Origin of the sequence: Robertkochia marina (genome assembly GCF_004799345.1) — a bacterium.
GTDB classification, from domain to species: domain Bacteria; phylum Bacteroidota; class Bacteroidia; order Flavobacteriales; family Flavobacteriaceae; genus Robertkochia; species Robertkochia marina.
On sequence record NZ_SSMC01000001.1, the window covers coordinates 109970 to 123385 of the forward strand.

Annotated in this window: 12 protein-coding genes; all 12 read left to right on the forward strand. The window is 44.2% G+C overall.

From position 1 onward, the window contains the following. Positions 1 to 27: 27 nt before the first annotated feature. Complete coding sequence (locus E7Z59_RS00410; RefSeq protein WP_136334316.1) at positions 28 to 306, forward strand: co-chaperone GroES; 279 nt, start codon at positions 28 to 30, stop codon at positions 304 to 306. Positions 307 to 364: 58 nt separating this feature from the next. Further along, complete coding sequence (gene groL, locus E7Z59_RS00415) at positions 365 to 1996, forward strand: chaperonin GroEL (RefSeq protein ID WP_136334317.1); 1632 nt, start codon at positions 365 to 367, stop codon at positions 1994 to 1996. 182 nt (positions 1997 to 2178) lie between these two features. Further along, positions 2179 to 3069, forward strand: a complete 891-nt coding sequence (locus E7Z59_RS00420; RefSeq protein ID WP_143969424.1) for a pepsin/retropepsin-like aspartic protease family protein — start codon at positions 2179 to 2181, stop codon at positions 3067 to 3069. After that, positions 3066 to 4016, forward strand: a complete 951-nt coding sequence (locus E7Z59_RS00425) for a hypothetical protein (protein ID WP_136334319.1) — start codon at positions 3066 to 3068, stop codon at positions 4014 to 4016. The genes E7Z59_RS00420 and E7Z59_RS00425 overlap by 4 nt, the downstream gene beginning before the upstream one ends. 190 nt (positions 4017 to 4206) lie before the next feature. Next, the gene (locus E7Z59_RS00430) at positions 4207 to 5181 is read left to right on the forward strand and encodes a hypothetical protein (protein ID WP_136334320.1); all 975 of its coding nucleotides are present in this window, start codon (positions 4207 to 4209) and stop codon (positions 5179 to 5181) included. A gap of 63 nt (positions 5182 to 5244) precedes the next feature. Continuing rightward, positions 5245 to 5700, forward strand: coding sequence for a GAF domain-containing protein (locus tag E7Z59_RS00435; RefSeq protein ID WP_136334321.1), 456 nt, complete (start codon positions 5245 to 5247; stop codon positions 5698 to 5700). A 101-nt stretch (positions 5701 to 5801) separates the two neighbouring features. Next, the gene (purH, locus tag E7Z59_RS00440; protein ID WP_136334322.1) at positions 5802 to 7334 is read left to right on the forward strand and encodes a bifunctional phosphoribosylaminoimidazolecarboxamide formyltransferase/IMP cyclohydrolase; all 1533 of its coding nucleotides are present in this window, start codon (positions 5802 to 5804) and stop codon (positions 7332 to 7334) included. Between the two features lie 53 nt (positions 7335 to 7387). After that, the gene (locus tag E7Z59_RS00445) at positions 7388 to 8416 is read left to right on the forward strand and encodes a rod shape-determining protein (RefSeq protein WP_136334323.1); all 1029 of its coding nucleotides are present in this window, start codon (positions 7388 to 7390) and stop codon (positions 8414 to 8416) included. Between the two features lie 15 nt (positions 8417 to 8431). Then, positions 8432 to 9262, forward strand: coding sequence for a rod shape-determining protein MreC (gene mreC, locus E7Z59_RS00450; protein WP_136334324.1), 831 nt, complete (start codon positions 8432 to 8434; stop codon positions 9260 to 9262). Then, a complete protein-coding gene (locus E7Z59_RS00455; protein WP_136334325.1) occupies positions 9252 to 9761 on the forward strand; it encodes a rod shape-determining protein MreD in 510 nt (169 codons plus the stop codon). Before mreC ends, E7Z59_RS00455 begins: the two co-directional genes overlap by 11 nt. Next, entirely contained in the window at positions 9758 to 11743 is a 1986-nt protein-coding gene (gene mrdA / locus E7Z59_RS00460) for a penicillin-binding protein 2 (protein WP_136334326.1), read from the forward strand. The genes E7Z59_RS00455 and mrdA overlap by 4 nt, the downstream gene beginning before the upstream one ends. After that, positions 11740 to 13011, forward strand: a complete 1272-nt coding sequence (rodA, locus tag E7Z59_RS00465) for a rod shape-determining protein RodA (RefSeq protein WP_136334327.1) — start codon at positions 11740 to 11742, stop codon at positions 13009 to 13011. Before mrdA ends, rodA begins: the two co-directional genes overlap by 4 nt. Positions 13012 to 13416: the final 405 nt, after the last annotated feature.

Consider the following 13416-nt stretch of genomic DNA (forward strand, 5'->3'; position numbering starts at 1 on the left):
AAAGTTTCATTAACTAAAATAAAGCATATGTCTAAAGTGAACATTCAACCATTAGCAGACAGAGTTCTGGTAGAACCTTTAGAAGCAGAAACCAAAACTGCTTCAGGTATTATTATTCCTGATACCGCCAAAGAAAAGCCACAAAAAGGAACTGTGGTTGCTGTTGGCCCGGGAACCAAGGATGAAAAAATGACTGTGAAAGTTGGAGATACCGTACTTTACGGGAAATACTCAGGCACAGAATTAAAACTGGAAGGCAACGACTACCTTATGATGAGAGAGAGCGACATTCTTGCTATCGTATAAATCTCAACCAGTATAATCATACCGTTTCATAGAAACAAAATCAAAAAAACATTAGAAAATGGCTAAAGAAATAAAATTTGATATTGAAGCACGTGACGGCCTTAAAAAGGGTGTTGACGCCCTGGCTAACGCGGTAAAAGTAACCCTGGGACCAAAAGGAAGAAACGTAATCATCAGCAAATCTTTTGGCGCACCTCATGTAACCAAAGATGGTGTATCTGTAGCGAAGGAGATCGAACTGGAAGATGCTCTTGAAAACATGGGAGCTCAGATGGTTAAAGAAGTTGCCTCTAAAACCAATGACCTTGCAGGTGATGGTACTACCACGGCTACCGTTCTTGCTCAATCAATCGTTAAGGAAGGCTTGAAGAACGTAGCTGCCGGAGCCAACCCAATGGACCTGAAAAGAGGTATCGACAAAGCTGTTGAAGCTATTGTTGCCGACCTTACCAAACAAGCTCAGGAAGTAGGAGACTCTTCAGAGAAGATCAAGCAGGTGGCCGCCATTTCTGCCAACAACGATGAAACTATCGGAGATCTGATCGCCCAGGCCTTTGAAAAAGTAGGAAAAGAAGGTGTTATTACTGTAGAAGAAGCCAAAGGTACCGATACCTATGTAGACGTGGTAGAAGGAATGCAGTTTGACAGAGGATATCTTTCTCCATACTTCGTTACCGATTCAGAAAAGATGATCACGTCTTTCGACAATCCTTACATCCTTTTATTTGATAAAAAGATCTCGAATCTTCAGGAAATCCTTCCGGTACTTGAGCCTGTAGCTCAATCAGGAAGACCACTACTTATCGTTGCAGAAGATGTAGACGGACAGGCGCTGGCTACCTTAGTAGTGAACAAGCTTCGCGGCGGACTCAAGATCGCTGCCGTAAAGGCTCCCGGATTTGGAGACCGAAGAAAAGCCATGCTTGAAGATATCGCCATCCTTACAGGTGGTACCGTGATCTCTGAAGAAAGAGGTTTCTCTTTGGAGAATGCTTCTCTTGATATGCTGGGTACGGCTGAAACAGTTACCATTGACAAAGACAACACCACCATTGTTAACGGTAGTGGTGATGCCGACAACATCCAGACCAGAGTAAACCAGATCAAAGCTCAGATCGAAGCTACTACATCAGACTACGACCGTGAAAAGCTTCAGGAGCGTTTGGCCAAGTTAGCCGGAGGAGTGGCCGTACTTTACGTTGGTGCAGCCTCAGAAGTTGAAATGAAGGAGAAAAAAGACCGTGTTGATGACGCCCTTCACGCTACCCGTGCTGCCGTTGAAGAAGGAATTGTAGCCGGAGGAGGAGTAGCCCTGATCAGAGCAAAGGCAGCTCTTGAAAGTGTTAGCCCTGAAAATGATGATGAGGCAACCGGAGTACAAATCGTTGCCAGAGCCATCGAAGAGCCTCTGAGAACTATCGTAGAAAATTCAGGAAAAGAAGGCTCTGTAGTGGTTGCTAAAGTATACGAAGGTAAAGACGACTTCGGATATAATGCCAAAACCGATGAATACGTTAATATGCTTAAGGCGGGTATTATTGACCCAACCAAGGTAACACGTATCGCCCTGGAAAACGCTGCTTCTGTTTCAGGAATGATCCTGACCACAGAGTGCTCGCTGGTTGACATTAAAGAAGAGCATCCTGCCATGCCTCCGATGGGTGGTGGAGGAATGCCCGGAATGATGTAATCACATTTCAGACAGAATTCAAAGAAAAGAGCCGTTCGCGGCTCTTTTTTTTATTGTAACACAACCTCCCTAAAGTCGTCTTTTTAATAAAGCGACAGGAATTGACCTTAAGGCACTTATATATCTTATGCTTCTTCATTATTTTGAACAGTCATGCCTGTCCCCCGGCCATATGGACTGCCATGATAGGTTTTCCTGAAGCCGAAGTCCTCTCTGAAAATACTGTTCGTATTCCCTTTCAACTTGCCGACCATCTCATCATCCTTAAAGGCAGTATTAACGGCCAGCAAGGCAATCTGATCCTCGATACAGGCTCGAAGAACCTGGTGATCAATAAAAATCACTTCAAACAACGCCACACTCAGATCAAACAAGGAGTTGGGTACAGTGTAACCGGAAGCCTGCAGTCTGTCTCTGCTCAACGCATAGAAAGTTTCAACTTTAATTCCTTTGAAATACCCTATAAACTTGGTGATCTCTTAGACCTCTCACATATCGAAAAAAACAAAAAACTAAAGATCCTTGGGGTGATGGGCAAAAGTGTGCTTTATGATTTCGAGATCTATATTGACTTCTATCTTAAACAGGTTACCCTGTTCAGAACTGACAATGTAGGAAACCGCATTGACGATCACTTTTTTATAGACACCCCCACAGCAGAAATACCCTTTCTCGATCACGGACATTGCATTGTATTGAATACCACTCTTGGTACCACGCCCTTAAAAATGGCCCTTGATACCGGGGCTGAGATCAACTTTCTCGATTCTGATATTTCGGGGGAAGCCCTGAAGAAATTCAGAGGCATCAAACGTATTAAACTAAGAGGTATGGGCCATAAAAAAAGTGAAATGCTGGCAGGAAGACTCTATGATCTGCGACTGGATGACTCCTACCCCATCGGCGTAATGAGAACCATTCTTGCCGACCTGAGCGATATGAAAGAAGCTTACGGGACCCGGGTTGACGGTGTATTGGGATACGACTTCATTGCCATGAAAAGATTACTGATCAACTACAAAAAGAAACTCATTACTTTTGTGAAGCTACCCTATAAGACCACGAGAACATGAAGCTGACCCGGATTCTCATATTACTATTCTCTGTAAGCACCTTAGTTGGGACTGCCCAGCAAAAGGGCTATGAGATCGTTAACGATTCGGTGGTCTTTACCTTTAACCTCAAGGACTATAAAAAGTATACGAACGACCAAGACGGAAGGCGCATCTCAGCCGAAGACCTGGATGTTAACAATGTGTATTTGACAGGTGAATTTAATGACTGGTCCCGTCAGGGCTGGAAGATGAAAAGGGTTTCTGCAACCAAATTTCAACTGGTAAAAAGCATCAAAGAATTGAACGATCATATTGACTGGGAGTTCAAATACCTGGCAAACCAATCTTTCTGGGCAGAGCCCGACACCAATTTTGAGAATATCACCCTATCTGAACAGAGCGATTTCTGGAATAGCGTATACAACCTGAAACTTCACACCGTTATTCCCAACCCGAACGGCAATGCTACTTTCACCCTGGAAGGTCATGAAAATGCCACAGTAGTCATCTTGTCCGGCAGTTTCAACAAATGGAATGAAGAAGCCCTCAGGATGCATAAAAACGGGGATACCTGGCAGCTTACCCTGGATCTTCCTCCGGGTCAATACACCTATAAGTTTATCATTGATGGAGAGTGGCAGCATGATGTTAAAAATCCGATCAAGATCACGAATGAGTACGGAGGTTTTAATTCTGTAAAAGAGATCACCAAGCCTACGTTCTTCGAACTTTACGATCACATACAGGCCCAAAGGGTATATGTTTCCGGAACCTTCAACAACTGGAACCCTGAAGCCACACCTATGACCAAAAACGGAGATCACTGGGAAGCCTGCATAGACCTAACAGGCGGTAAGCATCAATACAAATTTATTGTAGACGGCAATTGGATCATTGACCCTGACAATGAGATCAAAGAAATTGACCGATATGGCAACCTGAATTCGGTCATCATGGTTCAATGAGGAAATTGCCCCTTATTTTGTCAGATAAAAACAAAGTTCAACGGAATTCCTGTTCAGCTGTTACTATAATTCGGTAAATTTCCTAATTACTCCCACCCCCCTTTCCTACAACGTCGCTCTCAACCTGCTAAACGCCATGGGCAGCCCGATTTTCCCTTCACAATGAACTCATTGCCGCCAAGAACAATGCATGAAAACTAAAAGATGCATACCTTTTTTTTCGGCCCGGTTCATTATTCTGATCCTGATGATGACCCCATGCATTTCTTCGGCTCAAAAACTGGGTCACTACATAAAGGACGACCAGGTGATCTTTGTCTTTACCCCCGAGGATTACGAAACCTTTCAGAGACTTAAGAACGGGCGGTTTAAAAAACCTTCACGAGTGAAGGTGAAGGAAGTATGCATCTCAGGAAATTTTAATAACTGGAGCAAGGAGGGGGTCTACATGGAACCATTGGGAGATGAGGTTTTTGTATTATCGCAGCCCCTTTCCTTTTTTAAGGACGAGCTCACCTGGGACTTTAAATATGTTGTGAATGGTAAATTCTGGGCAGAACCGGACCCCAGTTTTCGAGATCACGTGGTTGCCGGGACCCACCCTGACGGGAGTCCCAGCTATTTTCTTCAACTCAACACCTTCACGGCCGACCCCATGGGTAACACCCTGTTCAGATTACCCGGATTCATCGAAGCCAGTGAGGTTGTAGTTACCGGCAGCTTTAACAACTGGAACAACCATAACCTGGTCATGAATAAGACCCAGAACGGCTGGAACCTGGCGGTTGACCTCGAACCCGGATACCATCAATACAAATTCATTGTAGACGGCACCTATATGCCGGACCCTTTTAATGACAACCTTATTAAACACCAGGAACTGGATCTTGTCTCTGTACTTCGCGTAACCAGGGAAGTGCGCTTTTTTCTTCACACTCATAAATCTGCCGGTAAGGTGGCAGTAGTAGGCACTTTCAATAATTGGAAACCTGGCATTGATGTGATGCAACGAACCCCGGAAGGCTGGGAACTAAAAATAGAACTCACCAACGGCAAACACCATTACAAATTCGTTGTTGATGACATCTGGATCACCGACCCCGCAAACCCTACCCAGGAATACGATGTAAACGGAAACATCAACTCAGTGATCATTGTAAACTGACCCAAAAAAACTGTAAGGTATTTTGCGGAAGAAAGACTACCTTCACAATTTTTAATAAACGCTATGGAATTCGAAACCCTGAAACCAGAAATAGACCGTATTATTGCCGGCACTTCCGGGAATACTGAAGAAAAATTAACCGCCATCTGCGAATTACTTCGCAATTCTGTACCCTATTATGACTGGGTTGGTTTTTACTTTAAGAATGGCGATAAAGAGGAATTAAAACTACGCTCCTATGCCGGAGAACCGACAGACCACACGATTATTCCTTTTGGAAAAGGAATTTGCGGACAGGTGGCTGTTTCAAATGAGAATTTTGTGGTACCTGATGTAAAAGCACAGGACAACTATATTGCCTGCAGTATTCATGTAAAAGCAGAGGTGGTCATACCCCTGTTCGTTAATGGTGAGAACATAGGCCAGATCGATATTGATTCTCATACTCCTGATCCATTTACCCCTGAAGACGAAGCCTTTTTGGAATACGTGAACCGGCAGGTGGCCACCATACTTTAATGCTCGGGCGTTGTTTAAAATAATAAGGTATTTAAATACCTTATTTGCAATGATTCTTATCAAAAAAATTTATTTTTGCACCCTTAAACAACGCAATTCAAATGAGTGATATTAAAAAGGCACAATCTGCTTTAATTTCCGTATTTAGTAAAGAGGGGCTTGAACCCATTGTGAGGAAACTTGACCAGCTGAGAGTAACTATTTATTCTACAGGTGGTACCGAGGCTTTTATCAAGGATCTGGGAATCGATGTGATCGCCGTTGAAGACGTTACCAGCTACCCTTCTATTCTGGGTGGCAGGGTTAAAACACTGCATCCAAAGGTATTCGGAGGTATTCTGAACAGGCAAGACCACGAAGGAGATGTTTCTGAGATGCAAAAATACGAGATCCCTCAGTTGGATATTGTGATTGTAGACCTCTACCCATTTGAAAAAACCGTTGCCAGTGGCGCCGGAGAACAAGACATAATTGAAAAGATCGACATTGGTGGTATTTCATTAATTCGGGCTGCAGCTAAAAACTTCAAAGACGTATGGTGTGTCTCTTCGATGGAGCAATACGGTGAAGTTTTAGACATTCTGAACCAGGCAGAAGGCAGCATCAGCCTTTATGACCGTAAGCGTTTTGCCGCCAAAGCATTTAATGTATCATCTCACTACGATACGGCTATTTTTAACTATTTCAACAGAGATGCTGAAGAAACTGTCCTAAAGATCAGCCAGGACAAAGGAAAAGAGCTGCGCTATGGAGAGAACCCACACCAAAAGGGTGTTTTCTTTGGTGACCTTGAAGCCATGTTCGACAAGCTTCATGGAAAAGAGCTTTCATACAATAACCTGCTTGATGTAGATGCCGCAGTGAATCTTATTGGTGAGTTCAAAAATGACGACCCCACCTTTGCCATTCTGAAACACAACAATGCTTGTGGTATTGCCACGAGATCTACCATAAAAGAAGCCTACATTGACGCCCTCGCGGGAGATCCTGTGTCGGCTTTTGGAGGAATCCTTATCTCAAACACCACCATTGACGCCGCTACCGCAGAGGAGATTCACAAATTATTCTGCGAGGTGGTTATCGCTCCTGCTTTTGAAGACGAGGCACTTGAGCTGCTGAAAGGAAAAAAGAACAGAATTCTTCTGGTCCAAAAAGACGTTGAACTTCCTCAGAGCACAGTAAGAACCTGCCTGAATGGTGTTTTAGTACAAGACAAAGACCTGAAAACCGACACTGTAGAAGACCTGGAATATGTAACCAATGCAAAGCCGGGAGATTCTTCTTTAGAAGATCTGATCTTTGCCTCCAAGATCTGTAAGCACACCAAGTCTAACACCATCGTACTCGCAAAGAACAAGCAATTATGTGCCAGTGGCACCGGACAGACCAGCAGGGTGGATGCACTCAGACAAGCAATAGAAAAAGCAGCTTCCTTTAAATTTGACCTCAATGGGGCCGCCATGGCCAGCGACGCATTCTTCCCATTCCCTGATTGTGTGGAGATTGCAGACAAGGCAGGTATTACTTCAGTGATACAGCCGGGGGGTTCGATCAAGGATCAGCTGAGCATTGATTATTGCAATGAAAATAATATGGCCATGGTGTTTACAGGAACCCGCCATTTTAAACATTAATTTATTACATTTGGAAGATTAGATTACATCCAAATTAATACCAAATTTTATCCATGGGATTTTTTGACTTCTTAACCGAAGAGATCGCTATAGATCTTGGTACTGCTAATACCCTGATCATCCATAATGACAAGGTGGTGGTAGACAGTCCTTCCATTGTTGCCCGAGATCGTATCTCCGGGAAAATTATTGCAGTTGGAAAGGAAGCGAATATGATGCAGGGGAAGACCCATGAAAACATCAAAACGATTCGTCCGCTTAAGGATGGAGTAATCGCTGACTTTGATGCCTCTGAGAAGATGATCAATATGTTCATCAAAGGAATTCCCGCGCTTAAAAAGAAATTTCTCCAGCCTACCCTGCGTATGGTTATCTGTATACCCTCAGGGATTACAGAGGTGGAGATGCGAGCGGTAAAGGAATCTGCAGAACGCGTTAACGGTAAAGAAGTCTATTTGATACACGAGCCCATGGCTGCAGCTATTGGTATCGGACTTGATATCATGCAACCCAAAGGAAACATGATCGTTGATATAGGTGGTGGTACCACAGAGATCGCGGTGATCGCCCTTGGAGGAATCGTATGTGACAAATCGGTAAAGATCGCAGGAGATGTATTTACCAATGATATCATTTACTACATGCGAACCCAACACAACCTTTACGTTGGGGAAACCACTGCTGAAAACATTAAGATCGCCATCGGAGCCGCAACAGAAGACCTCGAGGTGCCGCCGGAAGAAATGAGTGTTCAGGGTAGAGACCTCCTTACAGGAAAGCCTAAGCAGGTGCAGATCTCTTACCGGGAAATTGCCAAAGCGCTTGACAAATCGATCCTTCGAATTGAAGATGCCGTTATGGAAACCCTTTCTCAAACTCCTCCTGAACTTGCTGCAGACATCTACAATACCGGTATTTACCTGGCCGGTGGGGGATCTATGCTGCGAGGACTGGACAAACGAATCTCACAAAAAACAGACCTCCCGGTTTACATCGCAGAAGATCCGCTGAGAGCTGTTGTTAGAGGTACCGGTATTGCACTGAAAAACCTGGAAAAATACAAACCGATTCTTATCAAATAGGAGAACAGCTGATACATGCAACAGATCATCAATTTTCTAATAAGGAACAAAACCTTTATTACATACTTGGTGCTTCTGTTTATTGCCCTGGGATTAACATTTAATGCCCACTCCTATCACAATACTAAATTCGTAAATTCGGCAAACTGGCTTACCGGAGGCATTTATAATACCTCCGATGCCATTACCGATTATTTCCATTTAAAGAGCTACAACGAACAACTGGTCAAAGAAAACCGGGTACTTCGAAGCATGCTGCTCAATGCCGGTGTAGACACCGCACAGGCAAAACCCCGCTTTGGAAAGGACAGCCTTTTGAATGACTACAGGGTATATAATGCCTCTGTCATTAAAAATTCATATTCCAAACAGCGAAATTACCTCCTTATAGATCGGGGTGAAAAAGACAGCATCTCACAAGACATGGGAGTCATTACCAGTCAGGGTATTGTAGGTATCATTGAGAATACCTCTTCGGGCTACGCCACCGTGCAATCGGTCATGAACACGCTGTCTGAGATCAATGCCAGTGTAAAGCACACCAATAATTTCGGGTCACTGCAATGGGATGGAAAGTCGCTTAACGTAGTACAACTGGTAGACATTCTGAGAGCAGCCCCCATAAAAGAAGGAGACACTATTATTACCGGAGGTATGTCGAGCATTTTCCCGAAAGGCATCCCTATCGGAACGATAAAAGACTTTAGCCTGGATGTTTCTGAGAATTACTATATCATTAATGTCAATCTCTTTAATGACATGGCAACCCTTGACCATGTTTATGTGTTGGAAAACTTAAACAGAGAGGAGATCCTGAAACTTGAAAGCACTATCGATGAACAATAGCAGCCTCTCAAATATCATCTTTTTCCTGGTGCTCATCTTTTTACAGACCACCTTATTCAACCAGATCGATTTTTTGGGGTATCTCAACCCTTACATCTATATCATCTTTTTGGTGTATTATCCCTATGACCGGGACAACACCATTATTTTTATCTTCTTATCTTTTTTACTGGGGTTAAGCATTGATATTTTCAGTGACAGCGGCGGCGTTCATGCTGCAGCAACCCTTACAGCAGCCTATCTCAGGCCGGTGCTCATGCGTTGGTCGTTCGGGGTTAGCTATGATTATCACACTATAAAAATAAGCAAGACCACCTTCGGGCAGCGTATTAACTATTTGACCTTGTTAATTTTAACACACCATTTAGTGCTTTATAGCCTGGAGATATTTAGTTTTGCGCACTTGGTAAGTATTGTGAAAAAAACTATTTTCTCGGCAATTTTTACGCTTATACTTAGTTTGATCTTCATATCGCTATTCAGTAAAAAGAAAACATGAAGAAACTACTGCTATCGTCCTTTATTCTTATCACGGCCATTACCTACATTGGCCGGCTGTCGTATTTACAGCTAATTGACAGCAGTAACAAAAACCCTTTAGAAGACACTGCTATCAAAGCGGTTTATGATTACCCGGAGCGAGGTCATATCTATGACCGTGATGGCGACCTGCTGGTAGCCAACCAACCCTCCTATGACGTCATGGTTATTCCCAGAGACGTAAAACCATTGGACACTATAGAGTTTTGCAACTTATTGCGTATTACAGAAGAAGATTTTAAGAGAAAGTTCAAAAAAGCATACACCTATTCTCCACGACTACCCTCCGTATTCGTACCTCAACTTTCAAAACTGGAGTACGCCCGCTTGCAGGAGAAAATGCGAAAGTACGAGGGCTTCTACATTCAAAAGAGATCGCTCAGACACTACCAAACGCATGCGGGGTCCAACTTTCTCGGCTATATCAGTGAGGTAAATGAACGTGACCTGAAGAACAACCCCTACTACCAATCGGGAGAACTCATAGGCCGACAGGGAGTGGAGCAACAATACGAGGAGGTACTTCGGGGCCAGAAAGGCGTGAAATTCATTCAGAAAGACCGGTTTAACCGGGTGATCGGACCATACAAGAATGGCATCTATGACACCCTGCCGGTTCAAGGGCAGGACATTACCCTAACCATTGACATTGACCTGCAGGAATACGGTGAAAAACTCATGCAAAATAAAAGAGGGGGTATCGTAGCTCTGGAACCTTCATCGGGAGAGATCCTGGCTTTGGTTTCTGCACCAAGTTATGATCCGTCGCTATTAGTTGGCCGCCAGCGTTCAGAAAATTATACCCGACTCTATTACGATTCTATTGCCAAACCCCTTTACGACAGAGGACTCATTGCGCAATATCCTCCGGGATCACCATTTAAAACCTTGAACGCCCTTATAGGCCTTCAGGAAGGTGTCATTGACGAACAGACCACTTTTACCTGCTACCACGGGTATCGCTACGGTAGAAATTCTTTTATGGGCTGCCACTGTAATTCAGGGTCAAGAAACAATCTTAACCGTGGTATCTATGAATCCTGTAACGCTTATTTCGCGAATGTTTACCGAAGAATCATAGAGAAATACCCCAATGCCTCAGAGGGAATGAAGCGCTGGGAGGAACACGTTCGCAGTTTCGGCCTTGGAAGTTACCTCGGGTACGACCTGCCCAACGGTAAACCCGGTAAAGTACCGTCGCCGGAATTATACCACCGTTATTATGGTGAAAACCGTTGGTTTGCCACCAATACCTTATCCAACGCCATTGGTCAGGGAGAGGTGCTTACTACACCCATACAGTTGGCCAACCTTACCGCCATCATTGCGAACAAAGGATATTACTACACTCCTCACATTATCCGGGAGATCGAGAATGACACTATTGAAAAGTCTAAATACGAGATCAAACACGAAACCACTATTGATCCGGAACATTTTGAACCTGTTATACAGGGTATGAACGACGTATACAACAAGGGTACGGCAAAATGGATCAAAATTCCCGGGATAGAGATCGCCGGAAAAACGGGAACCGCAGAGAACTTCACGAAAATAGACAGTGTAAGGGTACAGCTTACTGACCACTCCATTTTTGTTGCCTTTGCGCCGGTTGACAACCCGAAGATCGCTATGGCTGTTTTTGTTGAGAACGGGTATTGGGGAAGTCGCTGGGCCGGTAGAATTGCCGGTCTCATGATCGAGAAATACCTGAAGGGAGAGGTAGAAAGCACCCGAATGGAAGAATATGTATTGGAAGGAAGCCTGGAAGAAGAATACCAAAAGCCTCTTTCCGGAAAACCTTTCAGTATTAACGACGGATCGAAAATGATGTACCCTCCGGGCTACGGACCATACAAGCCAAAACCCACCAGGAAAACAACCGTAATCGATTCGACAAAAACAACCCCAACTACCAAATCGACCGAAACAAGCGAATGAGTAACAAGATTGACTGGCTAAGCATATTGATATACATCCTGCTGGTAGCTATCGGCTGGGTTAACATCTATTCGGCAACCTATACAGGAGACTCCACTTCCATTTTTGATATCGGAACCCTTTACGGGAAACAATTCATGTTTATTGGTGTCAGTCTTGCTTTTGCGGTCGTACTCCTTTCGATTGAAGCCAAATTTTATGAGAGATTTGCAGGAGTCATTTACCTGGCCTCTATCCTGTCATTACTGGGCCTCTTTATTTTTGGGAAAAATGTAAATGGAGCCACCTCCTGGTATGCTATAGGAGGGATGACGCTTCAACCTTCGGAATTTGCCAAGGCTGCCACAGCACTCGCCCTCGCAAAGTATCTGAGTGACATACAAACCAATATTACCGATCTTAAAGACCTGATAAAAGCTGTAGGTATCATGTTACTGCCGGCCCTGGTGATCATCCCACAGCCCGATCCGGGTAGTGCCCTGGTATACGCCTCGCTTTTCTTTGTTCTTCACAGAGAAGGTGTTTCTGCCGGCTATCTCTATGTAGGCATCTATGGCGTAATCCTTTTTGCCCTTACCCTCATATACGGACCATTAGTGGTCATCCTGGGCATCTCAGCGCTTTTGGGACTGATCTACTACTTCATGAACCGTAAAAAGAAAAAGGCGAGTCCGCTATTGTTTATTGCGATAGCTATCGGGACTGCCTTAACCACTTTTTCGGTAAACTTTATTTTTGAAAATGTCTTTGAGCAGCGCCACCGTGACCGCTTCAGCCTTTGGCTGCGCCTGGAGGACGACCCTGCCAAACTTGATGAAATACGCAAAACCATTGGGTACAACACCTATCAGAGTGAGGCCGCCATTGGTTCAGGAGGCCTTGAAGGAAAAGGCTTCCTGGAAGGCACCCGCACCAAGGGTGACTTTGTACCGGAACAACATACCGATTACATTTTTAGTACTGTGGGCGAAGAATGGGGCTTTATTGGCTCAACCGTCGTCGTGGTGCTTTTTGCCATTCTCATATTGAGGCTTATCTATCTGGCGGAACGGCAAAAATCATCCTTCAGCCGCATGTATGGCTATGGGGTGGCCTCTATTCTATTCTTTCACTTTGCCATCAATATCGGCATGGTGATAGGGCTGCTTCCCACTATCGGGATTCCCCTGCCCTTCTTCAGCTACGGAGGCTCCGGATTACTGGGCTTTACCATGTTGCTCTTTATTTTCCTCAAACTCGACTCTAACCGGATCAATGAGTGGCTGTAAGAACAGTTTGCAGCCTACCTACCGGAAGGCAGGTTTGCAGATAGCAGTGTCTTTGCGTGGAGCCCGAAGGGCTACGAAGCAATCTGCTTAAATTCAACACTCCTCTAAGGATTAAAACACATGTGAAATTACATTTCTTGATGAGGGTGAACACAGATGTCACCTTAATTAGGTAAGAGGTTACTTCAGAAGATCCTTCACCCTATAATACAGGGCTCAGGACTTTCCTTTCCGTGGATGAAATGATAAGTGAAGGGTGGTAAGTTAGCTGTATTACCAGATTCGGGAGATTGCCACGGCCAATTTATGGCCTACCACTGACGGATTTAAAATTTGACTTTTCATTAGAGTAGTTCATCGTCATCCCACTCCACAAGAAATCAAATTTCAGCGGTCCTGTCTACC